This is a genomic window from Paenarthrobacter sp. NPDC057355, from assembly GCF_042667405.1.
Lineage (GTDB): Bacteria > Actinomycetota > Actinomycetes > Actinomycetales > Micrococcaceae > Arthrobacter.
Genome location: NZ_JBHVAL010000016.1, coordinates 54,872 through 79,999 on the forward strand (window position 1 = coordinate 54,872; position 25,128 = coordinate 79,999).

Here is a 25,128-nt window from a genome sequence, read left to right on the forward strand (position 1 = left end):
AAAAAACAGTTTCAGTAAGCAATGGCAATGCATGGCTACCCTCGTGCCATGGAAAAAACACAGTTTGATGTCGTCATTGTCGGCGGTGGCCACAACGGCCTGACAGCCGCGGCCTACCTCGCCCGCGCCGGCAAGAGCGTCGCAGTCCTGGAGCGGGAGGACCACTTCGGCGGGGCAGCTGTTTCCGCCGCCGCCTTTAATGGCGTGGATGCCCGCCTGTCCCGCTACTCCTACCTGGTCAGCCTGTTTCCGCAGCGGATCATCGGCGAACTGGGGCTCAAGATCGACCTCGCCCGCAGGCGCTACTCGTCCTACACACCAAACCCGGCAGACCCCGGAACCGGGCTGCTGATCGACGGCGGCGACCCGGTGGCAAGCCGCGCCTCCTTTGCCCGCGTCGCCGATGACGCGGCATCGGACTTCGATGCCCTCGAAGGCCTGTACGCCGAGACCGGAAAACTGGCCCAAGCCCTCTTTCCCACGGTCTGCGATCCCCTCCCCACCCGCTCTGAGGCCCGGGAACTCGTCGGCGATGACGGGCTGTGGGACGCCTACATCGAAAACCCCCTGGGCCAGGCCATCTCCGAGCGACTGAACCACCCGCTGGTCAAGGGCCTGGTGGCAACCGATGCGCTGATCGGAACCTTCACGTCCCTGGATGACCCATCGCTCGACGCCAACCGCTGCTTCCTCTACCACGTGATTGGCAACGGAACCGGCGACTGGGATATCCCCTTGGGCGGCATGGGCTCGGTCACCAGGGAGCTTGAGCGGGTGGCCCGCGAGGCCGGCGCCACCCTGCTGTCCGGGGCAACGGTCACCGCAATATCCGACGACGGTATGGTCCAGTTCCAGCGCGGCGGCGTATCGCACGCCTTCGACGCCGAGCGTGTCCTGTCCAATGTGTCCCCGTGGGTTTTGCAAGGCCTGTTGGGTGAACCTCTTGATGCCGTAGCCGCTCCGGAAGGCGCACAGATCAAGGTCAACCTGCTCCTGCGCCGCCTGCCGAAGCTCCGCGACGAGTCGGTGGCCCCGGAAGCGGCTTTCGGGGGCACCTTCCATATCAACGAGGACTATGGACAGTTGGAAGATGCCTACCAGTCAGCGCTGAAGGGTGCCATCCCGGACCCGCTGCCCTGCGAGATCTACTGCCACTCCCTTACCGATCCCAGCATCCTCTCCGACGAGCTCGTCCAGGCGGGCGCGCAGACGCTGACCATTTTCGGGCTGCACACTCCCCACCGGCTGGTCACGGAGGAAAACAATGAGCAGTTGCGGGGTGAACTGCTCGCAGCAGTCCTGGCCTCGCTGAACTCCGTCCTGGCCGAACCCATTGAGGATCTGCTGCTGACCGATGCCGACGGAAATCCCTGCGTTGAGGCCAAAACGACCCTGGACCTGGAACACGCACTGAACATGTCCGGTGGGAACATCTTCCACGGGAGCCTGCAGTGGCCCTTCCTGGAAGACGACGAACCACGCACTTCGCCGGCCGAACGGTGGGGAGTGGCCACAGGGCACCCCAGGGTCTTCCTGTGTGGCGCAGGCGCTCGTCGTGGCGGAGGCGTAAGCGGGCTCGGTGGACACAATGCTGCGATGGCCGTCCTGGAGGACCTGGCAGCCTGAACCGTGTCACGAATTGGGTAGCTGACGCACTTTAAGAGTGGCTGCCTCCCCGGAAGCCCAGCGCATGGGGCAACCGGGGAGGCAGCTGTGCCCATCAGTCCTATCCAAGGAGTCGCATGTCCACCAAAATCTCCGCCTGGCCCGCAGCAACGCCCATGTGGGTTGATCTCGGAGTGGAAGATCCCGAAGCCGCGAAGGCCTTCTATTCCGGGCTTTTCGGCTGGGAGTACCTCTCCGGCGGCGAGGATTCAGGCGGCTACCTCCTGGCGACCCTGGACGGACGCGCGGTAGCCGGAATCGGACCGAAGCAGGACCCGGCGGCTCCCACCGTTTGGACCACTTACTTGGCCTCGGACGACGTCGATGTCACGGCGAAGAAGGTGGTTGCGTCCGGCGGCCAGGTGATCGCGCCACCCTTCGACGTCATGGATTCGGGTCGGATGGCGCTGGCCATGGACAGCATCGGAGCCGTGTTCGGCATCTGGCAAGCGGGGAACCACATCGGCGCTGAACGCGTCAACGAGCACGGCACCCTCTGCTGGAACGAGCTTCATACCCGGGACGACGTCGCAGCCCGGTCCTTCTACACGGATGTCTTCGATGTCAGCTTCCAGGACATCGACCAGGACGGGGAGGTATACGCCACCCTCCGCAGGCCACTGGACGGCAGGGAAGTGGGCGGCGTCCTCCACGACACCGAGGCAGCAACGGGCCATTGGATGACATGGTTTGCCAGCGACAACGTCCACCGCACTGCGTTGAGGGCAGTGGAACTTGGCGCCACCCTGGTCCAGCCTGTCGCCGAAAGCCCTTTGGGCCGCACAGCCATCGTGCGGGCTCCCCAAGGTGAAACCTTCGGGATCATCGACGCGCCCCGCACCAGCGGCTAGGCGGCTGGGCTAGGCGACGGCCGGATCCAGTGCCTCGGCGATGACCTCGTGCGCATGCGCTGCGGCCAGGGGTGCAGCCAAGCGGTGAACGGACTGGAAAGTCCGGCGGACCGCAGGGCCATGCCATTCCGGGGGCAGGTAATCCGTGGGAAGGTTCGGGTCCCGGTACGGAAACTTGCGCCACATGGTGAGCATGGGGATGTAGTACCGGAAAGCGTCACGCCGCAAGTCCTCCGTGGACTCAGCCAAGGCGACGTCGGGATCATCACCCACCCGTTCGATCCACTGCTGCTCTGCCCCTGAGTACACCTCAAGGAACTCGGTGAACTGCTCATCGAGTTCCTTGAGGTCCCACCATTCGGAGATCTTCGGGCGCATAGGGCCGTCGAAGACGTAGTCGCTCCTGAACAGGTCCACGTATTCGATCAGTCCGTCCGCTGTAAGGCGTTCGCGCGCCTGATCCAGTTTGTGGGCGGGCGCGATCCACACACCGTTGGCCACGGAGCCGAACCCCAGGCCGGACAATGCGGACCGCAGCTGGTGCCTGCGGTTGCGCAGCGATTCCGGCACCGAGAACACTGCCAGCACCCAGGTGTCCACGGGGGCGGGCTGTTCGGGGGCGAAGATCCGCCGGTCGCCTTCACGGAACACATCGCTGATGGATTCTGAGATCTTGTACTTGGCGATGCCGCCCTCACGCACGCTTTTGAGCACGCCTTTGGCCTTGAGCCTGGAAACGGAAGACCGCACGCCCGGGGCGTCATAGCCCAAGGAACCCAGCATGGAGATCAGTGCCGAGACCGGCAACGCATCGCCCGCATTCCGCCCGTAGAGGCCAAAGATCGTGACGAGGAGTTGCTGGTGGCGCACCGGGGGTGCCGGGACGGCGAACATCGAAAACATCCTCATTTCCGCGCCACTGTTCAGGCGCCAGTCCCCTTCATCATAGGTGTGGGCGCTGCGCTGCTCCCTCAAGGAACTGCAGCGAGCTGGCACCGTCATACTAAGGATGCTTACTATGGAGGCACGCTTGAACTCCGCGTCAGGATCAAGAAGCCACACCCAGTACTTTCCGCATCAACGATAGGAAGCACATCATGGCAGGAAATCTTGTAGCCCGTTCCATTCACGACCTTACCGCTGCGGCTTGGTTTGGTGGCTCATTGATGGGGGCCATTGGGCTTAACGGTGCCGCGGCTGAAGCCAAGGACCCCACCGAGCGCACCCGCTTGTCCAGCAAGGGCTGGGGCAGGTGGGCTCCGATCCAGACAGCAGCATTCGCAGGCCACCTTGCCTCCGACCTCGCTATTGCCTGGGAGAACAAGGGCCGCATCGCCAAGCAGGACAGCGTCGCCGCCAACACGGTCTACAAGACCGCGGTCACCCTGGCCGGCGCGGCTGTGACCCTGTACGCGGGCATTGTGGGCAAGAAGGTGGACCAGCTCTCCGGCGAAGGTGCCGAAGGAGCCACTGAACCACGGCCGGGCGCTTCGGATGAGTTGAAGTCGGCCCAAAACCAGCTGAAAGCCCTTCAGTGGGCTATCCCCGCTTTCGCTGCCTGGGTCATCATCCTCGGTGCCAAGCACGGCGAGATGCAGCGTCCTAAGAACATCCTGAAGGGCCTGCGCTAAGCAAACCTCCGCCGAGTTGGCACTTAATGACAATCGCGGAGTCCCGGACTGTCATTAAGTGCCAACTCGCGGGCAGGAAACAGCCCTGACCAGATGTTCCGGCCAGGGCTGTGCTGTGGTGGTGCCGTTAGGGACGTGGACGGTAGTGACCGTTCCGTACGCGGCGACGTCGCCGGCGTCGGACTTTACTTCGAAAGCCATCGTCAGCGAGGTCCGGCCAAGCGCCTGGATCTTCACCGTGGCGGTGATGCGCTGGCCGAACCAGAGCTTCGCTTTGTAGTTGATGACCTGCTGCACCCGCGGTGCGCTGGGGAAATAGTCCGGCAGTTCGAGGACGCGGAACAGTTCGGCCTCCGCAGCCTCCACCCAGCGCATGATCGCGGAGTTGTGCTGGTGCCCGGAGGCGTCCGTGTCCACCCATTCGACGGTTCGCTCAACGCACGCCTCCGGAAACATGGCTCTCCTACCGTGCGCCGACTGCGGCGTCGTCAGGGTCGACGTCGACGGCGGCCACCGGCACCTCGGGCTGCGGTTTCGGGATGAGTGCGACGGCGGCAGCGGCCAGGACCGCGATGCCGGCGAAAATCCCGAAGTTCGCCTCGAACGGGAGCTTCGAACCGGCAATCCAGCCACCGATCAAGGGCCCCGAGATGGCGCCAAGCCGGGCGAAGCTGAGGGCCCACCCCGTAGCTGTGCCGCGCACCTTCGCCGGGTAGTAGTCGGCGATGTAACCGGTGAGGACCAACGACGTCGAGATGGATCCGACGCCGGCGAAAGCCACGAACAGCAGGTTGACCACCATCGTGTTCGGGAAAACCAGGAGCATGATGCCCAGGCCACCCAGGATGTAGAAGACCACCAAAATCAACTTCTTGCCGTACTTGTCCGCAGCGCGGCCCAGGAGCAGGCCGCCGATGGCAGAGGCCAGGCTGAAGACCAGCAGGAAGGTCAGTGATGATCCGAGGTCGTAGCCGGCCTTCTTCATGATGCTCGGCAGCCAAGTGTTCAAGCCGTAGACCAGGAGCAGGCCGCAGAACAGCGAGATCCAGAAAAACACGGTGGAGCGCAGGTACTGCAGGGAGAACATCGTGGTGATGGTTTTCCACCATGGATCCGCAGCCTGGCTGCCGGTGGGGTTGGCGGCAACCACCGGCCGGTAATCCGTGATTCCCAGCTTTGCCGCGAGCGACTTGGCTTCGGAACCCCGACCCTTTGACTCCAGGTACTCCAGGGATTCGGGCAGGAACTTCCAGATCACCGGCAGCAACACCACGGGAGCGGCGCCGATCGCGATGACGGCACGCCAACCACCCAGCGGCAAGACAAACAAGGCAGCAAGCGCCGCAGCCACGATGCCCAGCGAGTAGCCGGAATACATGAGTCCGTAGTTATAAGAGCGCTTGTTCGGGGCGGAGTACTCGATGGTCAGGGCGGCCGCCACCGGGATCACACCACCCATGCCCAGTCCGCCAATCAGGCGGAAGATGCCGAAGAGCTCCGGAGTGGGAGCCCATGCCGCGCCAGCCTGGGTGATGGTGAAGATAACCATCGAGGCCAGGAGCATTTTCTTGCGGCCCACGAGGTCGCTGAGGGTACCGATGAACAGCGCACCGATAAGCATGCCGATCAAGGCATATGAGCCCAAGCCACCCAATGCGAGCGGTGAGAGGTTCCACTCCTTGTATTCGGCCAGTGCCGGAAGGACGGCTCCCAGCACGCCAACGTCGTAGCCTTCGGCGAGGATCGCCAGCCAGCAGCAGAGGAGCACCACACCTGTGGTGCGCTTGGGCACGTTCCAGGTGTTGACGGGTGCGGCGGCCATGGCTACTTCACCAGGACCGATGCTGCGCCCGCGGATGCGGCCGTTGCTGCCGGTGTCCAGCGGAGATGGGTGGTGGCCTCTTCAGCGTCGGGTTCCTTGAGCAGGGACAGTCGCGGGCGGACGGCATCCGTACGTGAGCTCGGCGGCTTGCGGCGTCCGGCGCGGAACTGCGGGATCCACTGGGCGCCGGGGCCTTGGTATTCCTGCTCTGCCGCGGCGTGGAGGGTCCATTGGGGATCGTAGAGGTGCGTACGGCCGAGGGCGATCAGGTCGGCACGGCCGGCGAGCAGGATCGAGTTGACGTCGTCGTAGCTGGAGATGGCGCCGACGGCGATCACTGCCACGCCTGCAGGGGCGGCGACTTCCTGCCGGATCCGGTCAGCGAACGGGGTCTGGTAGCTGCGACCGAACGCGGGCTTCTCTTCCTTGGCAACCTGGCCGGTGGAGATGTCCAGGCCCGCGGCACCGTGCTCCACAAACGCCTTCGCGATCTGAACCGAATCGTCCGAGGTGTTGCCGCCGTCGATCCAGTCCGTCGCGGAGATGCGTACCGTCACCGGCTTGTTGGCCGGCCAAGCCGCGCGGACGGCGTCGAACACTTCCAACGGGAACCGCAGCCGGTTCTCCAGGCTGCCACCGTATTCGTCGGTCCGCTTGTTGGACACCGGCGACAGGAAGGAGGAGAGCAGGTAGCCGTGGGCGGCGTGGATTTCGAGGAGGTCGAAGCCTGCTTCATCGGCGCGCTTTGTGGCCGAGACGAACTCAGCCTTGATGGCCTCCATGCCCGCGCGGTCCAGTTCCACGGGGATCTGGTTTTCGACGCTGTACGGCAGGGCGGAAGGTCCGACGGCGGTCCAGTTACCGGAGTCGAGTGGCTGGTCGATGCCTTCCCACATGAGCTTGGTGGAGCCCTTGCGGCCGGAGTGTCCCAGCTGGGCACCGATCTTGGCGGTGGAGCGGGCGTGGACGAAATCGACGATTTCCTTCCAGCTGTCGCGCTGCTCGTCCGTGTAGAGGCCGCTGCAACCGGGGGTGATGCGGCCGGTTTCGGAGACGCACACCATTTCGGTCATCACCAGTCCGGCACCGCCAAGTGCTTTGGAACCGAGGTGGACCTTGTGGAAGTCGCCGGGGATGCCGTCCGTGGCGGAGTACATGTCCATGGGCGAGACGATGATGCGGTTCTTGAGCTCCAGTTCGCCGATGCTGAAGGGCTGGAACATGGCAGGGGCAACATCGTTGAGGCCCTGCGATTCCGCGAAGTTGCGGTCCACTGCGTCAGCGAATTCTGGATCGCGCAAGCGCAGGTTCTCCTGGGTGATGCGGCGGCTGCGGGTGAGCAGGTTGAACGCGAACTGCGTGGGGTCCTGGTCCTTGTACTGGCCGATGCGTTCGAACCACTCCAGGGATGCCTGGGCCGCGCGTTGCGTGGACGCGACCACGGGACGGCGCTCGGTTTCGTAGGCTTCCAGGGCGTCCTGCAGATCGGCGTGCTCGTGCAGGCAGGCGGCCAGTGCCAGGGAGTCTTCCATGGCCAGCTTGGTCCCGGAGCCGATGGAGAAGTGCGCGGTGTGGGCGGCGTCGCCCAGCAGGACCACGTTGCCCTTGCGCCAGCTCTGGTTGCGGACCGTGGTGAAGTTGATCCACTTGGAGTTGTTGGTGAGGACCTCGTAGCCGTCCAGTTCCTCGGCGAAAATCTCACGGATCTTCGCGATGGACTTCTCGTCGGAGACGCCTGGAGGGAAGACTTCATTGGCGGTCTCGTCGAAGCCCGCAGCGTGCCAGACGTCCTGGTGCATTTCCACGATGAACGTCGAACCCTCATCCGAGTACGGGTAGCCGTGGATCTGCATGACACCCCACTCGGTTTCCTTCACGAAGAACTTGAAGGCTTCAAAGACCTGGTCGGTGCCGAGCCACATGAACTTGTTGGTCCGCGGGTCCAGGCTGGGCTTGAAGGAGTCGGCGTATTTGGCGCGGATCTGGGAGTTGATGCCGTCCGCGGCAAGCACCAGGTCGTAGTTGGCTTCCAGCTCCTCGATGGCGGGGGCCAGCGTGCTGAACCGGACGTCAACGTTCAGTTCGATGCAGCGGCGCTGCAGCAGTTCCAGCAGTTCCTTGCGGCTCATGGCAGCGAAGCCCTGGCCGCCCACGGTGATGGTTTCGCCGCGGAAGTGGATGTCGATGTCGGACCAGCGCGCGAAGCGGCGGCTCATGTACTCGGCCACCACCGGGTCCGCGTTGCCGATGCCGCCCAGGGTCTCATCGGAAAACACGACGCCGAAACCGAAGGTATCGCTGGCGGCGTTGCGTTCCCAGAGGGTGATGTCGTGGGACGGGTCCAGCTGCTTCATCAGTGCTGCGAAGTACAGGCCGCCCGGGCCGCCTCCGACGATTGCGATCTTCATGGTGATGCTCCTTCTACGCCTGGCTCTGGCCTGCGGCGGTAAGTTCGTTGGTGCTGGGGATGTCCTCTGCGAGGACGCGGTCGCGCAACTTGAAGTGCTGCAGTTTGCCGCTGGGATTGCGTGGAAGTTCGGTGACGAAGCGGACATCGCGCGGGTATTTGTACGGGGCGATGGTTTGCTTCACGAAGTCCTGGATTTCCTTGCGCTTGGCAGCGTCGCCGGTGACGCCCTCACGCAGAACCACGAACGCGCACACAATGCTGCCGCGCTCCTCGTCCGGGATGCCGATGACCGCGTTCTCCACCACGTCCGGGTGCTGGTCGATGGCTGTCTCCACCTCGGGTCCGCCGATGTTGTAGCCGGAGGAGACGATCATGTTGTCCGAGCGGGCCTGGTAGGTGAAGTAGCCGTCTTCGTCCATGGAGAACGTGTCCCCCGTAACGTTCCAACCGTTCACCACGTAGTTCGCCTGCCGGGGATCGTCCAGGTACCGGCAGCCCGTGGGCCCGATGATCGCAAGACGTCCTGTTTGGCCCGGGCCGAGTTCGTTGCCCTGCGCGTCAAGGATCGTGGCGCGGTAGCCCGGCACGGCCTTGCCCGTGGTGCCCGGCCGGATGTCGTCCCCGGCGGCGGAAATGAACACGTGCAGCATCTCCGTGGCGCCGATGCCGTTGACCAGTCGCTGGCCCGTAGCTTCATGGACGGCTTCCCACGTTTCCTTGGACAGGTGCTCGCCTGCAGAAACGGCAACCCGGAGGCTGCTGAGCAGATCCCCGCGCTTCTCCTTCAGGATCGCGCGGTACGCCGTGGGGGCCGTGAACAGGATCGTGGCTCCGGCCTCCGCTGCCCGCTCAGCCAGTTCCACCGGCCCGGCCTTCTCCGTCAGCAACGCAGAAGCGCCGAACCTCAACGGGAAGACCACCAGTCCGCCGAGGCCGAAGGTAAAGGCCAGCGGAGGAGAACCCGCGAAAACATCATCGGCCGTGGGCTGCAGGATGTACCGGGCAAAGGTGTCCGCGTTGGCGAGGATGTCGCGGTGGAAATGCATGGTCACCTTGGGCACGCCCGTAGTTCCGGACGTCGGCCCTAGAAGGGCAACGTCGTCCGAGGACGTGTCTACTGGCGTGAACTGCCCGCTCTTGCCCTCGCAGCGGGTGGTGAGGTCGCCGTCGTCGTTCTTTCCGTACGTCAGGACAGCGACGTCCGCACCGGCCGCAACCGCGAGCTCGTCCACGAATCGGTGGTCCGAGATCGCGACCACGGGCTTGGTGAGCTGGATGATCGTGGCGACTTCGGTGGAACGCAGCATGGGCATGGTGGTGACCACCACTGCGCCGGCTTTCAGGACACCGAGCCAGGCAGCCACGATCCAGGGGTTGTTGGGGCCGCGGAGCAGGACGCGGTTGCCGGGCACCACGCCGAGGTCCTCGGTGAGTACTTGGGCAACCTGGTTGGAGCGGGTTTGGAGCTCGCCGTACGTCCAGACAACGCCGTCTGGGGTGCGGAGGGCGGGGCGGTCGGCGCCGTGCCGGGCGACAGCGTCGTCGATCAGCACAGCGGCGGCATTGAGCCGGTCCGGGTAGTTCAGTTCGGGGAGGGTGAATTCGAACGCCGGCCAGGTATCGGCGGGCGGCAAGTGGTCGCGGGTGAACGTGTCCACGTGGGCCGATGGCAACAAGCTCATGGCCGTTCCTTTCAGTGGTGCGTCGTTGGGGCTGGGGATGGGGGTGTCAGGCGCGGATCATGCCCTCTTGGGCGACGGTCGCGAGAAGTCGCCCCTGACGGTCGAAGAAGCGGCCCATGGCGAGGCCGCGGTTGCTTTGGCCGGAGATGGCGTCCTGGGCGTACAGCACCCAGTCGTCCACGCGGCCGTCGCGGTGGAACCACATGGAGTGGTCCAGGCTGGCGGTGGCGAGTCCGGGGCTGGACCAGTTGAGGCCGTGGACCCGGAGGAGCGGTTCGAGGACGGTGTAGTCGCACACGTACGCCAGTGCGGCGCGCTGGAGGTTGGCGTCATCGGGCAGGGTGTCGAAGGCCTTGACCCAAATTGCCTGCTGCGGGGCCTTTCCTCCCTCGAGTTCGACATATACCGGGCCTGGAATATGCCGCATATCGAAACTACGGCCGGTTGACCAGTAGTCTGCGGCTGGGCCTTCAGTCCCCTCCAGGGCTTCCGCAGCTGTCCGCAACGATTCAGGCTCGACGGCGGCAGGCGCCTCGGGCTGGAAGTCCGGTCCGTCTTCGGGAACCTGGAAGGAACCCATCGCGGCATATACAGGCTTGCCGTTCTGGAAACCCCGGACAGTGCGCGTGGAGTAACCGCGGCCATCCCGCAAGCGTTCCACCTCGTACCGGACCGTTGACCCGATATCCACCGGGCGCATGAAGTAGCTGTGCATCGAGTGGAGCTGCCGGTCGGCATCCACCGAGCGCATCATCGCCGCTGCGGCCTGGGCCACCATGTCTCCACCGTAAGCCTTGGGCCACGGAACGTACTGGGTAGTGGCCTCATACGCTTCGTCGAAGACCTGCGCCTCGGTCTCCGTCAGCTCAACAGCGCGGAGGAAAGTCTCCGACGTCAGGGTTCCCGTGATCATCATTAGGCCCGGCGGTAGTCGGCGAGTGTCTCGTCCGGAACGTCCTCGAGGTTGACCACGAGGTTCTCCGGGGTGCGGGCAGTCAGCCAGACGAGTTCCTCCGTGACGGACATGTTCGCCTCGACGTGTGGCATGAACGGCGGAACGAATACCCAGTCGCCGGCTTTCATGTCGATGAACTCGCTGTAGTTCTCGCCGAAGTAGATGCGTCCGTGGCCGCGGAGGACGTAGCCGCCCGTTTCCGCTTCGCCGTGGTGGTGCGGGAGGGAACGGTAGCCGGGAGTGTTGGACACCTGGCCGAACCAGATCTTGGTTGCCGGGGTGTGCTGGATGCTGACACCGGAGACGCGGATGCAGTCGCCGGACTGGGCCGTATTCGTGTCCTCCGCGCCGGCACGGGTGACGACGGGTACTACCTTGCCATCGGGCTGGGCGTAGATGGAGTTGTCGCCTTCGAGGCGGTATTCGGTGGTGGCCTGGCTCATGGGGTTTCTCCTCTTGTTTAGGCTGCGTTTTTAGGCGTGCGCTTTAGGCTGCGTTTTTAGGCGTGGACGGGTGCGTGGATCGCGAACCGGTTTTCCAGCCGGCCGATCCCCTCGATTTCAGTGACAAGCGTGTCGCCGTCCTGCAGAAAGCGCGGCGGGGTCATGCCCATGCCCACACCACCGGGCGTTCCCGTGAGGACGAGATCACCGGGACGCAGGATGGTGAACTGCGAAATGTAGGACAGCAACTGCGCCGGGCCGAACACGAGCGTGCGGGTGTTTCCGTTCTGCACGAGCTCGCCGTTGACGTAGCCCTTGACCTGGAAGTGCTCCCCGGCCTCGTCCGCGGTGACCATGACCGGGCCCACCGGAGTGGTGCGGTCCCAGGCCTTGCCCTGGAACCACTGCAGCGTCCGGTTTTGCCAGTCGCGCATGGAGACGTCGTTGGCCACGGTGTACCCGGCGATTGCCTCGCGGGCCTTGTCCTCGTCCGCTTGGTACAGCCCGGAACCCACGACGACGGCCAGCTCGGCTTCCCAGTCCACGCGACCGCTGCCGTGGACTTCCACATGGTCATTGGCACCGACCAGGGTGTCCGCGTACTTGGCGAACAATGTGGGGTATTCGGGGAGGTCTCGGCCCATTTCCTGGATGTGGTCGCCGTAGTTCAGGCCGCAGCAGATTACCTTGCCCGCACTGGGGAGGAGGGGTGCGAAGTCCGGGTTGCTGATGACTTCGCCGTCGGCTGCCTCCGCCACGGCCCGCCAGTTGTCCTGGCTCAGGAACGCGCCCACATCAGTTGCGGGAAGCGCGACGTAAGTACCGTCGCCTGTGGCGAGTGCCGCCGTCGTACGTCCGCCCGAGATGCGCAGGGTGGCTAGTTTCATCGCTGGGTTTCCCTTCGAGATATTCGATGTGTCGACTTTTTTACGATCGTCACATATGCTCAACGTAGCAGGGCGGGAATGATCTGCATAGGGGCTTTTCAAAAGTTTTCGCAACTGCCACTACCGAGGAGGACCACCATGAGCCACAAGACCATCAACCCGGAATCGCTGCCCAAGCCGTCGGGATTCGCCCACGGCATGCTCGCCGGAAACACCGTGTTCCTGGGTGGGCAGACAGCGCTGGACAAGGACATGAACATCGTTCCCGGCGGCATCGTGGAGCAGTTCACGCAGGCGTTTTCCAACGTGCTGACCACGCTTCGGGAAGCCGGCGGCCAGCCTGAGGACCTGGTCAATGTGACCATCTATCTCACGGACGTGGACGACTACATGGCCAACGGCCGCGAGATCGGGCGCATCTGGCGTGAAATGGCCGGATCGCAGTACCCGGCGATGGCCGGTATCGGAGTCACGAGACTCTGGCAGAAGGAAGCCATGATCGAAATCCAGGGCATCGCGGTGATTCCGGAGCGCTAACCCCTCCCTCCCCTCCCGAGTTTTTGTACAGCTAATGCCCTTAAGAAGCCCTTTTAAGCGCATTAGCTGTACAAAAACTCCCAAGTTAGGGAAGCGTTGGGTTATGGGAACCGTCACTGAATACTTGGAGAACGTCAGCGCCGCCAGCCGCCCTGTCCTGGAGCGGATTGTGGAGATTGCCCGGGAATTGGCGCCCGACGCCGAGGAAGGCACCAGCTACGGGATGCCTGCGTTGCTGGTGGACGGCAAGGGCTTGGTGAGCGTGCTCGAAACCAAGAAGCACCTTGCCCTGTATCCGTTCAGCGGCCAGATCCTGCCTGAAATGTCGGAAGAGCTGGGTGGATACTCGTGGTCGCCGGGGACTCTGCGGTTCTCCGTGGACAATCCCGTGCCCGACTCGATGGTCCGGAGGATTCTGGAGACCCGTCTGGCGGCGATCCGGAAGTAGTTTTTGTACAGATAATGCTCTTATGAGGCCATCTTGAGGTCATTAGCTGTACAAAAAAACTCAGTGTTTGGCGGAGACGTCCTGGGAGATCGCCTCCGCGGTTGCCACCACTTCGGCGCGGACCGAGTCCAGGTAACCCTCCGGCTGGGCAGCGACTGCCTGGGCCTGCAGCGACACGTTGATCGCCGCGACGGTATCGCCGTTGTTGCGGTTGTGCACTGGCGCCGCAATGGACATCAGCCCGAGCTCCAGCTCCTGGTCCAGCAGGCACCAGCCTTGCGTCCGGACACGCTCGACGGCGGCCCTCAAGTCGGGCGCGCCGGCGACGGTTCGCGGGGTGAGGGGTTTGAGTTCGACCTTGTCGAGGTAAGCATCGAGCTTGGCCGGGGGAAGTCCCGCGAGCAGGACCCGGCCCATCGAGGTGGCGTAGGCGGGGAAACGCGTGCCCACCGTGATGCCCACGTTCATGATGCGTTTGGTTGCTACCCGGGCAACGTAGAAGATGTCCTGCCCGTCCAAGACTGCGGCCGACGTCGACTCCCCCAATTTCAGTGACAGTTCCTCAAGGTGCGGCTGGGCCAACTGCGGCAGGGACAGCGCCGACAGGTACGAGTAGCCCAGTTGCAACACCTTTGCCGTGAGTGCGAAGGTCTTGCCGTCGGTCCGTACGTAGCCAAGCTCCACAAGGGTGTGCAGGAAGCGTCGGGCCGTGGCGCGGGTCAAGTCAGTGCGGGCCGCGACTTCGCTGAGGGTCATCACCGGGTTGTTGGCATCGAACGCCCGGATCACAGCAAGACCCCGCGCCAACGACTGCACGTACTGGTCGCTGGCCTGCGGTGTCGCTGCGGATTCGCTCATGGTTTCTAATCCTAAAGTGCGTTGCGAGGCCTGCTCTGCGGGCTATCACTCGGAAATAGCGTGCAGAGCGGGCCTCACAACGGGAGGGACCTTATTGCGGGGCCTGCTTTGCGCGCTCTCACGGGGAGATAGCGCGCAGAGCGGGCCTCACAAGGAAGTGGGCCCGCTCTGCTAGGCCTACTCTGCCTTCTTCAGCGGCAGCGGGACGAGTTCCTGGATTTCCTCGAAGGTGCAGCCGAAGGTTTCTCGGACGGTGACGCCTTCGGGTCCGGTGAGGAATACGGCTTTGTCGGTGTACACGCGGGTCACGCAGCCAACGCCGGTCAGCGGGTACGTGCAATGCTCCACCAGCTTTGAGGCGCCGTCGCGGGTCAGCAGGGTCATCATCACGAACACGTCCTTCGCGCCGGTGGCCAGGTCCATGGCACCTCCGACGGCGGGGATCGCGCCGGGCGCGCCGGTGTGCCAGTTGGCGAGGTCACCTGTGGCGGAGACCTGGAAGGCTCCGAGGACGCAGATGTCCAGGTGTCCGCCGCGCATGATCGCGAACGAGTCGGCGTGGTGGAAGTAGGAAGCTCCGGGCAGTTCCGTGACGGGGATCTTTCCGGCGTTGATCAAGTCACCATCAATGGCATCCCCTTCCGCGGCCGGGCCCATGCCGAGCATCCCGTTTTCCGTGTGGAGGGTGATGTTCTGGTCCTCGGTGAGGTAGTTAGACACCAGGGTCGGCTGCCCGATACCCAGGTTCACGAACGAGCCTGGAGCGATATCACGGGCCACCAGCTGGGCGAGTTCGTCACGGCCCAGCGGCTTCTCCGAGGTCTGGATGCTTGTCTGCGTGCCCATGATCAGGCCACCTTCCCTGATGTTCCGGCAGAATCCACCCGGACCACACTGTTGACGTAAATACCCGGAGTCACCACGTTCTCCGGATCCAGCGACCCCGTGGGCACAATCTCCGAGACCTGCACAATGGTGTGCTTCGCTGCGGCGGCCATGATGGGCCCGAAGTTCCGAGCGGTCTTGCGGTACACGAGGTTGCCCTTGCCATCGGCCTTCAGCGCCTTGATCAGCGCGACGTCGGCGTGGATCGGAGTCTCGAAGACCTGCCACTTCCCGTCGAGGAACCGGGTTTCCTTGCCCTCGGCCAGCGTGGTGCCGTACCCGGTGGGGGTGAAGAAACCGCCAATGCCGGCCCCGGCAGCACGGATGCGCTCGGCCAAGTTGCCCTGGGGCACGAGCTCCAGCTCAATTTCCCCGGCGTGGAACTTGGCGTCGAAGTGCCATGAATCTGACTGGCGTGGGAAGGAGCAAATCATCTTCCTGACCCGGCCTTCCTTGATCAGCAGCGCCAAGCCTTGGTCACCTTGGCCGGCGTTGTTGTTCACCACGGTCAGGTCCTTGGCGCCGCAATCCATCAGCGCATCAATGAGCTCGAATGGCTGCCCGGCATTGCCGAACCCGCCGATCATCACCGTGGAACCGTCCTTGATCCCGGCCACGGCCTCGCCAACAGTGTCAATGAAATTCAACATCGCCCTTAGACTCCTTCCGAAACGCCAGAGGTTACGTTTTCCAGCACGACGGCCAGCCCCTGGCCCACGCCGATGCAGATCGCCGCGACGCCCCAGCGCTGCCCGGAGGCCTGCAAGGAACGGGCCAGCGTGCCCAGGATCCGCGTACCGGAAGCACCCAGCGGGTGACCCATCGCGATCGCACCGCCGTGACGGTTCACGATCGACGGGTCGATCCCCCACGCGTCAACGCACGCCAGCGACTGCGCGGCGAACGCTTCGTTAAGTTCGAGGGCGCCCACCTGGTCCCAGCCGATGCCCGCCTTCGCGAGGGCCTTGTTAGCGGCCTCCACCGGGGCGAACCCGAAGAACTGGGGGTCGTTGCCGTGTGCTCCACGGCCGGCGATACGGGCCAACGGCTCCAGGCCCAGAATCGAGGACGCGGCTTCGGAACCGATCCACGCCGCAGAAGCACCGTCAGACAGAGGCGAGGCGTTCCCGGCGGTGACCGTGCCGCCGTCGGGCCCTGAACCTTCCGGACGGAACACCGTCTTCAACCCGGCCAGTTTCTCCGCCGAAGAACCGGCACGAATGCCTTCGTCGCGGACAAGGTCCGTGCCCGGAACCTGCGACACCAGAGAATCGTAGAACCCTTCGTTCCACGCGGCGTCGGCCAGGTTGTGCGAGTCGGCGGCAAAAGCATCCTGCCGCTCGCGGGTGATCCCGTATTTTTCGCGCAGCCGTTCCGTGGCCTCGCCCAAGGAGATGGTCCAGTCCTTGTTCATCGCCGGGTTCACCAGGCGCCAACCCAGCGTGGTGGACGCCAGGGTCATGTCCCCTGCCGGGTAGGGCTTGGAGGTCTTGGGCAGCACCCACGGCGCACGCGACATCGACTCAGCCCCGCCCACCAGCACCACGTCGGCATCGCCGGCGTTGATCTGCCGGGACGCGATGATGGCCGCGTCCAGGGATGAGCCACAGAGGCGGTTCACAGTGGTACCCGGGATCGAGACGGGCAGGCCAGCCAGCAGCGTCGCCATCCGGGCAACGTTGCGGTTCTCCTCACCGGCACCGTTCGCGTTGCCGAACACCACCTCGTCAATCCGCTCCGGATCCAAACCGGGCGCCCGGCGAACAGACTCACGGACCACATGCGCGGCCAAATCATCAGGACGGACAGCAGCAAGCCCGGAGCCGAACTTGCCAAACGGCGTGCGCACGGCATCGTACACAAAAGCCTGGTTCATAAGATTTCCTTCGTTTCTTGGTACCCAACTCGGTGACAGCAAACGTTGCTATGAGCCCTCATTGGGACATGTGCTGTTACCTAGTTGGGTGAGTTGGCGTCGATTTCTGCGAAGACCTTCTGGGCCGTCTTGAACGCCGAATTGGCTGACGGGACACTGCAATAGATCGCGGTCTGCAGCAGGATTTCCTTGATTTCGTCCCTGCTCAGGCCGTTGTTGAGGGCGGCCCGGACATGCATGGCCAACTCCTCCCAGTGACTGTGAGCCACCAGCGCCGTCAACGTCACCGCAGAGCGCATCTGGCGGCTCAACCCCGGCCGCGTCCAGATCCCGCCCCAGGCGATCCTGGTGATCATGTCCTGGTAGTCCTCGGTAAAGGAATCCTTCGCGGCGTTGGCCCGGTCCACGTGGGCATCGCCGAGCACTTCACGCCGGACCACCATGCCGGCGTCGTAAATGTCCTGCGCAGTAGCCTCGGGCTGAACGGCACCGTTGTGTTCAGAGCTCATCGTCCGTTCTCCTTCATGAAGTTCCGCATCAAACCAGCCACGACGGCGGGCGCCTCGGCAGGCGCAAGGTGCCCGACGCCGTCGAGCGCTTCCGCCACGGCGAAGGTGCCGCCCGCGCGGACACCCGAGACAATCTCGTCGGCGACCGACGGCGGCGCAACAGTATCCTCGACGCCGGCAATCGCCTGCGTGGGGACGGTGATGCTGCCGAGCTGCTCGCGGACGTCGAACGCGGCGAGGGCCTCGCAGCAGAACGAGTAGCTGAAGCGGTCGGCATCACGGAGCGCGTGCAGCAGGCGGCTGCTGATCTCCGGCTGACGGTCCATGAACCCCTTCGCGAACCACCGTTCGGCCGAGCCCTGAATCATCACGGGAGTACCCAGGTTCCGCACGGTCTCCGCCCGCTCCAGCCACCCTTCCGGGGTGCCGAGCTTAGGGCCGCTGCACTGCACGGACAGGCTGCGGAGGCGGTCGCCGTGCTTGATGCCGAGCTGCAGGCCGGTGGCCCCACCCAGCGAAACGCCCGCGTAATGGAACCTTGCGCCGGGGCTTACAGAGTCGACAAGATCGACGACGGCGTCCGCCAGTTCCGCGACATCGAAACCTTCCGTGGCGGCCGGCGAGATGCCGTGGCCGGGGAGGTCCCAGCCGATGACGTCGTACTCGTCACCGAGGAGGGCAGCGGTTTCGGACCACAGCACCGTGGAGGTACCCAGCGACGGGCCCACTACCAGGAGCGGCTTGGCTCCCAGTTCGCGCTGCCGCGACAGCAGCACAGCCTTGAGGGTTGGCTTAGCCACGGGGTGCTCCCTTCGTTGAAGCGGTGAATTCGGGGTAGGCGGCGAGGATGCGGCGGCTGATTTCCGCAGCTTCGCCGAGGTAGCTCGCGGGATCCAGCAAGGCGTCCAGCTGGTCGTCCGAGAGGGCTTCAGCAGGGACGGCCTCCCGCAGCAGCTTGCGGTACGTGTCCGCTTGCTGCGTTGCAGGCGCCGCCAGGGTTTCGTCGACGACGGCCTGCAGCTTTTGCTTCCCGTCTTCGCCCAGGAGGGGTGCGACGGCGGCCGACACACCTTCGCTGAGGAGCAGCGGCCCCGAGATCTCCAGGTTCCGGCGCATGGCTTCGGGGAACACCCGGAGTCCTTCGCTGAGTTCCCGGAGTTGGAGCGCGGCACCCAGAGCCAACGCGAGCAGCCGACGCAACGCGGGCCATTCAGTGTGCCAGGCACCGTCGGGCCGCTCGTCGTTGAAGGTGCCGGCAGCCGAGTGGAGCTGGGAAGCAAGAGCCGGCGCCTGAAGTGCTGCACTACGGATCAGCACGGACAGCACGGGGTTCTGCTTCTGCGGCATGGCCGAGGAAACCCCGCGTCCGGCAGCCAAGGGCTCCCCGAGTTCGCCGACTTCCGGGCGGCTCAGGAACACCATGTCCGCGGCGATCTTGCCGAAGGAATCCAGCAATGCAGCCAGGGAATCACCGAGGGACGTAACGGCCAGGCGGTTGCTGTGCCACGGCGCCGGGGCGGGGGCCAGGCCAAGCTTGGAAGCCAGCGAGTCAGCCAGCGTGAACGGCGTGGAGTCAGAGCCCGCAGTCAGTTTGGACCCGGATGCCAACGTTCCGCTGGCGCCGCCGAACTGCACCGGCAACTCGGCTGCAGCCAACTTCGACGCCGCCGCAGCCACTCCTTGGAACCACTGCGCGGCCTTGAGCCCGAAGGTGTACGGAAGCGCATGCTGCGTCAGGCTCCTTCCCACGCACAGCGTGTCCGCATGCTGTTCCGCCAAGGTGGCGAGCGCCGTCGTCGTGGCCTTTACCTCAGTGATCAACGCCGAAACGGTGCGGCTGGCCAGCAGCACGAGCGCCGAGTCGAGGACGTCCTGGCTGGTCAATGACGTATGCACCGCTTTCGCGGCGCCCCCGCCCGTGATGTCCAGGACTTTGACGCGGGCCCGGAGTTCACCGAGCAGCGGGATCACCGGGTTGGCGCCGCCTTGGGCGCGCTCGGCGATGACCGCGAGGTCGTAGTGATCGGCGTCGGCGGCTTCGGCCACCACAGCGGCGGACCCTTCCGGGGCCAGCCCGGCTTCCTCGAGGACGGCCGCCCAGGCAGCTTCGACGTCGAGGATCGCCGCGATCACGGCACGGTCGCCTGTCAGCGCCGTCACCGCGGGCGAGGCAGTGACGGGGCTGAGGAGGCCGAAGTCGCCGTCGGTCATGATTGTTCCGAGGCCAAGTCCCCAGCAGCGAGGTCCAAGGACCCGTCCTGCTGGAAGTCCAGGAACACGGTCTCGTCCCCACCCTGGAGACGGATGTCCCAGGTGAGGCCGCCGTCGGGGTCGCGGCGTGCGATCAGCGTCTTCCGGCGCTCGGGGTCAAGGGAGCCAAGCAGCGGATCGTTCGCCAGCGCGTCTTCGTTCTCCGGCAGGTACACGCGGGTGAAGAGCCGGTTCATGAGGCCGCGGGCGAAGACTGCCACGGAGATGAACGGCGCCGCTCCAGACTTCAACGGCCCCGGGTTCACCGTGGTGAAGGTGTAGACGCCGGAGTTGCCCACGGCGCCGCGGCCCCAACCGGTGAAGGTGTAGCCATCGCGGACCAGGGATCCGGTGCGCTGGACGATGTTGCCCTCGGAGTCCGGCTGCCAGATCTCCAGGATGGCGTCCGGGATGGCGTTGCCTGCGCCGTCATACACGGTGCCCTGGAGGCGGATGCTGCCGGGGCTGCCGGGAGCCAGGAGTTCGTTGTCCTTGTTAAAGGGAAGGGCGTAGCCGTAGAAGGGTCCGACGGTCTGGCCCGGTGTGGGTGTCAGCTTGCTCATGTGCCTACTCCTCGTCCCCGGCGTCGCCGAATGCTTCGTTCTCGGTCCAGGTCCGCTTGGAACCGGTCAGGATGATGTCCCATTTGTAGCCGAGGGCCCACTCGGGGCTGGTCAGCTCGTGGTCGTACTGGGCCACCAGGCGGTCACGGGCGTCCTGGTCCACGATGGACTGGTAGATCGGGTCCAACGGGAAGAGCTGGTCGCCCGGAAAGTACATCTGGGTGACGATGCGCTGCGTGAACTCCGAGCCGAACATGGAGAAGTGGATGTGGGCCGGGCGCCACGCGTTGAGGTGGTTCTTCCACGGGTACGCGCCGGGCTTGATGGTGGTGAAGCTGTAGGAACCGTCGGCGCCGGTGATGCAGCGTCCGACGCCGGTGAAGTTCGGGTCGAGCGGTGCGGGGTGCTGGTCGCGCTTGTGGATGTACCGGCCGGAAGCGTTTGCCTGCCAGATTTCCACGAGCTGCCCGGCAACCGGACGACCGTCGCCGTCGAGTACGCGCCCGGAGACGATGATGCGCTCACCCTGGGGCTCACCGTTGTGCTGGATGGTCAGGTCCGATTCCAGCGCGTGCACGTCCTGGTGCCCGAATGCCGGCGAGTAAAGCTCGATGGTCTCCGGGTCGGCGTGGTGCAGGCTCTTGGTCGGATGGCGCAGGATGGAGCTGCGGTACGGCGCGTAGTCCAGGCGCGGCATTGTCTCGGGAGCCTTGCCGTTCTTCAGTGCCTCGGCATAACGGTCGCCGATCGACTTGATCTCTGCGCTGAGGTCCGCCTGCGTTTCCACCTTCTTGGACTCATGCGCGGCGTGCGGCTCAGCTGGCGGCACGAGTTCCTCGGACTCGAGAGCCTGGACAGAGTTGATTTGTGCAGTGTTGTCTTGCGGCACAACCGGCTCCTTTCTATGGATTCTTCTTCTGGATCGGGCGGCTATGCCCGGTGGAGTGAGTCGTATTGGACGGCGTGGCGGACAGGTGCATTCGGGGCTCCGTAGCCGTCGTAGTTGCCCCGGCGCTCCACCATTTCGAAGAACACACTGCCCACTGTGGCGGTGTAGAAGTGGAGGAATTCGCCGTTGGCGTCCCGGTCATACAGGAGGTTGAGCTCCTGGAGGGTGGCCAGGAAACCCGGTTCAAGATCGAACCGCGCATCCAGGTCCTCGTAATAGTTGGCCGGAATCTGCAGGAACTCGAGGCCACGGTCCCGTGCTGACCGGGCTGTCGCCACGAGGTCATCCACGGCGAACGCGATGTGTTCCTGATAAGTCTTGCGTGCCTTTTCGGCCTGCTGCGCGGGGGCCAGGTTCAGCACCAGCCGGACTGCCCCGTTGCTGGTCTGCATGACCTGCGAGCGCACCAAGCCGCTGGGGCTGGGCACCTCGGCAAACGGCTGCGGCTCCAGGGCGAGGGCGCTCGTGTAGAAGAGAACGGCTTCGTCGAAGTGCTGCCACGGCTGGGCCAAATTCACGTGGTCGATCACGGCTGATGTGCCGCTCGAAACGTGCTCCAGCCCTTCGCCGAATTCGTGGGTCCACGCCGCCGTACCGTCCGGGTTTCCCTGGCACAGGAAGATCTCGGTGGAGTCCGGTGCTGAGATGCCCTGGAACACTTCCTCGTCCGCCTGCACCTTGCGGGCGACCACAGGGGCCTTGAGCTGCTGGGCCCGGGCGGAGGCAATTACCGGGGAGTCGACGTCGAACCCCAAAGCGGCGATAGCCGGTTCCGTGTGCGATGCCGCTTGCTCGTTGATGATCACCCGGGCCTGGCCCATGGTCCACAACTGGACGTCCTTGGTGCGGTGCCAGCCCTCGAACTCGAAGCCCAGCTGCCCGAGGAGTTTCTCCAGTTGGGCGGTGTCGTCGGCCTTGACCTCGGCGAAGTTGAACCCGGCGGGCTCGTTCACCTTGGGCAGCGTGGCCAGTTCCATGGGATAACGACGGCGGGCGTTCTGTTGGGCTGCTGCCGCGTCAGCCGCCGGCGTGCTTGCCAGCCACTTGGCGCTCTGTTCTTCCAGCCAGATGAGTGAGCGCATGGCATCCACGGCGGTCCGCTCCACGTCCGACTGGCGGAACACATCATTGAAGACCTCCAGGGAGACGGGCCCGGTGTAACCTGCGCGGACCACGTGGCCCATGAACTTGGCGAGCTCGAACTGGCCCTCTCCGGGGAAAACCCGGTAATGGCGGCTCCAGGACAGCACGTCCATGCTCAGCTTGGGGGCATCCGCTACCTGGACGAAGAAAATTTTCTCCGCGTTGATGTCCTCGATCGGCGCGGTGTCCCAGTCGCGGGAGAGGATGTGGAAGGAGTCCAGGCACGTGCCCAGATTGGGGTGGTCGACCATCTCGACCAAGCGGTACGCGTGCTCGTAGTCGTTGACGTACTTGCCCCAGGCCAAAGCTTCGTAGGCAACCTTGACTCCGTGGTCACCCGCCAGTCCGGCGAGCTCAGCGAGCTGTTCCGCCCTCAGCTGGTCATCGTCAATGGTCGCTGTCGCCACGTTGGAGCAGACCAGGATGGTGTCCATGCCAAGGCGGGCCATCAGCTTGAACTTGGCTTCCGCGCGCTTGAGGTTGGCTTTCAGCAGGTCCGGAGTGACGCCGTCGAAATCGCGGAACGGCTGGTAGAGGTCAAGGCCCAAGCCGAGGTCAGCGGCCATTTTGCGCACATCTTCAGGGCTCAATGACGACGTGACGAGGTCCTGCTCGAAGATCTCGATGCCATCGAAGCCCGCGATGGCGCAGGCCTGCATCTTCTCCTTCAGGGTGCCGGACAGGCAGACAGTGGCTATTCCGGTACGCATCAGTGGGCCGCCTTTGCGAGGGTGCCGGCGGTGAGCGAGGCTGCGGCGTCTTCCAAGGCGATCAGTTCCAGGAAGTGCGCGCGCATCCGGTCACGGTCGGCGTCCCTTCCGGTGAAGAGCTTGAAGGCGTCGGCCGCCTGCCCAACCGCCATGCGGCCGCCGTCGAGCACTGCGCAACCCTTGGCGCGCGCTTCGCGGACCAGTTGCGTCTCGATGGGGCGGTAGACGATGTCCGCTACCCAGTGGCGGGGTTCCAGGAGCGCGATATCCAGCGGCAGGCCGGGGTGGGCGGCCATGCCGATCGGGGTGCAGTGCACGAGTCCGTCGGCGAGGGGCATCAGCCCAGGCAGCTCGTCCAGGCCCCGCGGCGTGACTGTGGCTTCATTGAAGAGGCTGCCAAGTTCCGCGGCACGCTCGGCCGCACGCGCGGAATCCATGTCCACGAGGTCCAGGGTCTTTACTCCGGCTTTGAGCAGCGCGTAGGCGACGGCGGAACCGGCACCTCCAGCGCCCAACTGGACCACCCGGTCCAGCTTGGCTCCGGGAAGTCCGTCGGCGAGCGCCGAACCGAAGCCGGAAAAGTCTGTGTTGTGGCCGATGAACCGGCCGTCCTGGATCAGGACCGTATTGACGGCGCCCAGGCGAGCGGCGTCGTCGGAAATTTCGTCAAGGTGACCCAGCACCAGCTGCTTGCAGGGGTGCGTGATGTTCAGGCCGTTGAAGCCCATCCGCCGGGCTGCTGTGAGGAGATCGCCGACGGCGGTGGCCGGCAATGCGAGTTCCAGCAGGTCGATGGGGCGGTACAGCAAGCGAAGGCCCTGCACATCGGCCTCGCGTTCATGCATGGGCGGAGTGAGCGAGGGCATGACGCCTTCACCAATCAGGCCCACCAGAACGGATTCGGCTCGGTTGCTCATCCTCAAGCTCCTTTTACTTCAGTCCCGCAGCCTGGCGTTTCAGGGACGCTTCGGCTGCGGTGTTATCCAGATTACTACAGTTGTTCATATTCCGCACGCTTGTTCTTATCGCGAACATTTCCAGCGTGCGCACCCAACTAGGTGACAGCAAACGTTCCACCCAGCGCTCATAGGGACGGCTGCTGTCACCTAGTTGGGTCAGCGCTGGGGCAGGCGGGCCGCGAGTTCAGCCGCTGCTTCCTGGAGCGTTGGGACGTGGGCAATGAGTTCCTCCATGGTCAGGCGGAACACAGGGACCGCGACGGCCAGCGAAGCGAAGGCGTGACCCTGCGAGTTGAGGACCGGCACGGCGACGGCGCGCATACCGATCTCGTTTTCCTCGTCCATCACGGCATAACCCTGGCGGCGGACCTGCTCGATTTCCTCGCGGAACTTGTCCCGGTCCGTGATGGAATGCTCAGTCAGGGCCTCAAGGGGAAGCTCCTCAAGGAGGCGCTTCCGCTCCAGCTCGGTTTCGAATGCCACGATCGCCTTGCCCACCGACGTTGTGTGCAAGGCGCCGAGGTGACCCGGGTCGCTGGTGACCCGGAAGGTCTTGGGCCCGTCCACCTTGTTGACCGTCAAATGATGATCGCCATCGCGGACCGAGAGGATGGTTGCCTCGTGAGTGCGCTCGGTGACCCGCTGCAGCACCGGAAGCGCCGTGGCCGCAAAGCCGTGATGGTTTGACACCCTCTGCCCAAGCTGGAAGACCCTCAGACCCAAGTGGTAGCGGCGGCCGTCCGGTTCATAATCCACGAAGCCATCGCGGGTCAGCGAACCCAGCAGGCGGTAGGTAGTACTGAAGGGCAGGTTCGCGCTGCGGGCGAGGTCGGCCGCGCTTGCGCCCTTTGGCTCGTTACCGAGCAGCACCAACAGACTCAGGGCTTTGCCGACCATGTCGGTCTTTGTGTCCTCTTTCACACTCATGTTTCGATGCTCTCACATAGTGAGAGCTATTTCTAGATAGTGGCGACAACTATTGACAAGTGACCGCTCTCACAGCCACTATTGCTGTATTGCACAAGTAGCTCTCACCATGTGGTTACTTTCGGAGCAGCCAGCCGCACCTCGCTCGCCACTCCCTTCCAGCTTCAC

The 25,128-nt window shown here is 64.4% G+C and carries 25 protein-coding genes; 5 read left to right on the forward strand and 20 right to left on the reverse strand.

Annotation, left to right across the window (positions count from 1 at the left end):
• Positions 1-48: 48 nt before the first annotated feature.
• Positions 49-1,626 carry a phytoene desaturase family protein gene (locus ACFUOZ_RS16315; RefSeq protein ID WP_377549987.1) on the forward strand — a complete coding sequence of 526 codons (1,578 nt, stop codon included), beginning with the start codon at positions 49-51 and terminating at the stop codon, positions 1,624-1,626.
• A 116-nt stretch (positions 1,627-1,742) separates the two neighbouring features.
• A complete protein-coding gene (locus ACFUOZ_RS16320) occupies positions 1,743-2,516 on the forward strand; it encodes a VOC family protein (RefSeq protein ID WP_377549989.1) in 774 nt (257 codons plus the stop codon).
• A 9-nt stretch (positions 2,517-2,525) separates the two neighbouring features.
• On the opposite strand, the gene ACFUOZ_RS16325 is transcribed toward ACFUOZ_RS16320, so the two are convergent.
• On the reverse strand, positions 2,526-3,518 hold the full coding sequence (locus ACFUOZ_RS16325; RefSeq protein WP_377549991.1) for a PaaX family transcriptional regulator C-terminal domain-containing protein: 993 nt from the start codon (positions 3,516-3,518) through the stop codon (positions 2,526-2,528).
• A gap of 95 nt (positions 3,519-3,613) precedes the next feature.
• On the opposite strand from ACFUOZ_RS16325, the gene ACFUOZ_RS16330 reads away from it, so the two are divergent.
• Positions 3,614-4,147: a hypothetical protein gene (locus ACFUOZ_RS16330; RefSeq protein ID WP_377549993.1), complete on the forward strand. Its 534-nt coding sequence runs from the start codon at positions 3,614-3,616 to the stop codon at positions 4,145-4,147.
• 54 nt (positions 4,148-4,201) lie between these two features.
• Here ACFUOZ_RS16330 and ACFUOZ_RS16335 read toward each other — a convergent pair whose 3' ends face one another.
• Genes ACFUOZ_RS16335 through ACFUOZ_RS16365 form a run of 7 tightly spaced genes read right to left on the reverse strand, consistent with a single transcriptional unit; the run spans position 4,202 to position 12,346 of the window.
• The gene (locus ACFUOZ_RS16335) at positions 4,202-4,603 is read right to left on the reverse strand and encodes an acyl-CoA thioesterase (protein ID WP_377549995.1); all 402 of its coding nucleotides are present in this window, start codon (positions 4,601-4,603) and stop codon (positions 4,202-4,204) included.
• A gap of 7 nt (positions 4,604-4,610) precedes the next feature.
• Entirely contained in the window at positions 4,611-5,969 is a 1,359-nt protein-coding gene (locus ACFUOZ_RS16340; RefSeq protein ID WP_377549997.1) for an MFS transporter, read from the reverse strand.
• Between the two features lie 2 nt (positions 5,970-5,971).
• Positions 5,972-8,377 carry a bifunctional salicylyl-CoA 5-hydroxylase/oxidoreductase gene (locus tag ACFUOZ_RS16345; protein ID WP_377549999.1) on the reverse strand — a complete coding sequence of 802 codons (2,406 nt, stop codon included), beginning with the start codon at positions 8,375-8,377 and terminating at the stop codon, positions 5,972-5,974.
• Between the two features lie 13 nt (positions 8,378-8,390).
• The gene (locus ACFUOZ_RS16350) at positions 8,391-10,061 is read right to left on the reverse strand and encodes an AMP-binding protein (protein WP_377550001.1); all 1,671 of its coding nucleotides are present in this window, start codon (positions 10,059-10,061) and stop codon (positions 8,391-8,393) included.
• A gap of 46 nt (positions 10,062-10,107) precedes the next feature.
• The gene (locus tag ACFUOZ_RS16355) at positions 10,108-10,974 is read right to left on the reverse strand and encodes an acyl-CoA thioesterase (RefSeq protein ID WP_377550091.1); all 867 of its coding nucleotides are present in this window, start codon (positions 10,972-10,974) and stop codon (positions 10,108-10,110) included.
• Positions 10,975-10,976: 2 nt separating this feature from the next.
• Complete coding sequence (locus tag ACFUOZ_RS16360) at positions 10,977-11,459, reverse strand: cupin domain-containing protein (protein WP_144660639.1); 483 nt, start codon at positions 11,457-11,459, stop codon at positions 10,977-10,979.
• Between the two features lie 56 nt (positions 11,460-11,515).
• On the reverse strand, positions 11,516-12,346 hold the full coding sequence (locus tag ACFUOZ_RS16365) for a fumarylacetoacetate hydrolase family protein (protein WP_377550004.1): 831 nt from the start codon (positions 12,344-12,346) through the stop codon (positions 11,516-11,518).
• A gap of 138 nt (positions 12,347-12,484) precedes the next feature.
• Between ACFUOZ_RS16365 and ACFUOZ_RS16370 the strand changes: the two genes are divergently transcribed.
• Together ACFUOZ_RS16370 and ACFUOZ_RS16375 are read left to right on the forward strand one after the other, a co-directional pair.
• Complete coding sequence (locus ACFUOZ_RS16370) at positions 12,485-12,883, forward strand: RidA family protein (RefSeq protein WP_144660636.1); 399 nt, start codon at positions 12,485-12,487, stop codon at positions 12,881-12,883.
• 103 nt (positions 12,884-12,986) lie between these two features.
• Complete coding sequence (locus ACFUOZ_RS16375; RefSeq protein ID WP_377550006.1) at positions 12,987-13,331, forward strand: iron chaperone; 345 nt, start codon at positions 12,987-12,989, stop codon at positions 13,329-13,331.
• A gap of 60 nt (positions 13,332-13,391) precedes the next feature.
• On the opposite strand, the gene ACFUOZ_RS16380 is transcribed toward ACFUOZ_RS16375, so the two are convergent.
• The 12 genes from ACFUOZ_RS16380 to ACFUOZ_RS16435 form a co-directional block, all read right to left on the reverse strand.
• Positions 13,392-14,189, reverse strand: a complete 798-nt coding sequence (locus ACFUOZ_RS16380; RefSeq protein ID WP_377550008.1) for an IclR family transcriptional regulator C-terminal domain-containing protein — start codon at positions 14,187-14,189, stop codon at positions 13,392-13,394.
• Positions 14,190-14,366: 177 nt separating this feature from the next.
• Entirely contained in the window at positions 14,367-15,035 is a 669-nt protein-coding gene (locus ACFUOZ_RS16385; RefSeq protein ID WP_377550010.1) for a 3-oxoacid CoA-transferase subunit B, read from the reverse strand.
• Positions 15,036-15,037: 2 nt separating this feature from the next.
• The gene (locus ACFUOZ_RS16390; RefSeq protein ID WP_377550012.1) at positions 15,038-15,724 is read right to left on the reverse strand and encodes a 3-oxoacid CoA-transferase subunit A; all 687 of its coding nucleotides are present in this window, start codon (positions 15,722-15,724) and stop codon (positions 15,038-15,040) included.
• 5 nt (positions 15,725-15,729) lie between these two features.
• Entirely contained in the window at positions 15,730-16,950 is a 1,221-nt protein-coding gene (locus ACFUOZ_RS16395) for a thiolase family protein (protein ID WP_377550014.1), read from the reverse strand.
• A gap of 80 nt (positions 16,951-17,030) precedes the next feature.
• On the reverse strand, positions 17,031-17,459 hold the full coding sequence (gene pcaC / locus ACFUOZ_RS16400; RefSeq protein ID WP_377550016.1) for a 4-carboxymuconolactone decarboxylase: 429 nt from the start codon (positions 17,457-17,459) through the stop codon (positions 17,031-17,033).
• The gene (locus ACFUOZ_RS16405; RefSeq protein ID WP_377550018.1) at positions 17,456-18,259 is read right to left on the reverse strand and encodes an alpha/beta fold hydrolase; all 804 of its coding nucleotides are present in this window, start codon (positions 18,257-18,259) and stop codon (positions 17,456-17,458) included. The genes pcaC and ACFUOZ_RS16405 overlap by 4 nt, the downstream gene beginning before the upstream one ends.
• The gene (locus ACFUOZ_RS16410; protein WP_377550020.1) at positions 18,252-19,670 is read right to left on the reverse strand and encodes a lyase family protein; all 1,419 of its coding nucleotides are present in this window, start codon (positions 19,668-19,670) and stop codon (positions 18,252-18,254) included. Before ACFUOZ_RS16410 ends, ACFUOZ_RS16405 begins: the two co-directional genes overlap by 8 nt.
• On the reverse strand, positions 19,667-20,272 hold the full coding sequence (gene pcaG / locus ACFUOZ_RS16415; protein WP_377550022.1) for a protocatechuate 3,4-dioxygenase subunit alpha: 606 nt from the start codon (positions 20,270-20,272) through the stop codon (positions 19,667-19,669). The genes ACFUOZ_RS16410 and pcaG overlap by 4 nt, the downstream gene beginning before the upstream one ends.
• A gap of 4 nt (positions 20,273-20,276) precedes the next feature.
• Entirely contained in the window at positions 20,277-21,161 is an 885-nt protein-coding gene (pcaH, locus tag ACFUOZ_RS16420) for a protocatechuate 3,4-dioxygenase subunit beta (protein ID WP_377550024.1), read from the reverse strand.
• Positions 21,162-21,202: 41 nt separating this feature from the next.
• Positions 21,203-23,074, reverse strand: coding sequence for a bifunctional sugar phosphate isomerase/epimerase/4-hydroxyphenylpyruvate dioxygenase family protein (locus ACFUOZ_RS16425; protein WP_377550026.1), 1,872 nt, complete (start codon positions 23,072-23,074; stop codon positions 21,203-21,205).
• Positions 23,074-23,991: a shikimate dehydrogenase gene (locus tag ACFUOZ_RS16430; RefSeq protein ID WP_377550028.1), complete on the reverse strand. Its 918-nt coding sequence runs from the start codon at positions 23,989-23,991 to the stop codon at positions 23,074-23,076. Before ACFUOZ_RS16430 ends, ACFUOZ_RS16425 begins: the two co-directional genes overlap by 1 nt.
• A 198-nt stretch (positions 23,992-24,189) precedes the next feature.
• Positions 24,190-24,960 (reverse strand): IclR family transcriptional regulator, encoded by a 771-nt coding sequence (locus ACFUOZ_RS16435; RefSeq protein ID WP_377550030.1) that lies wholly within the window; start codon positions 24,958-24,960, stop codon positions 24,190-24,192.
• Positions 24,961-25,128: the final 168 nt, after the last annotated feature.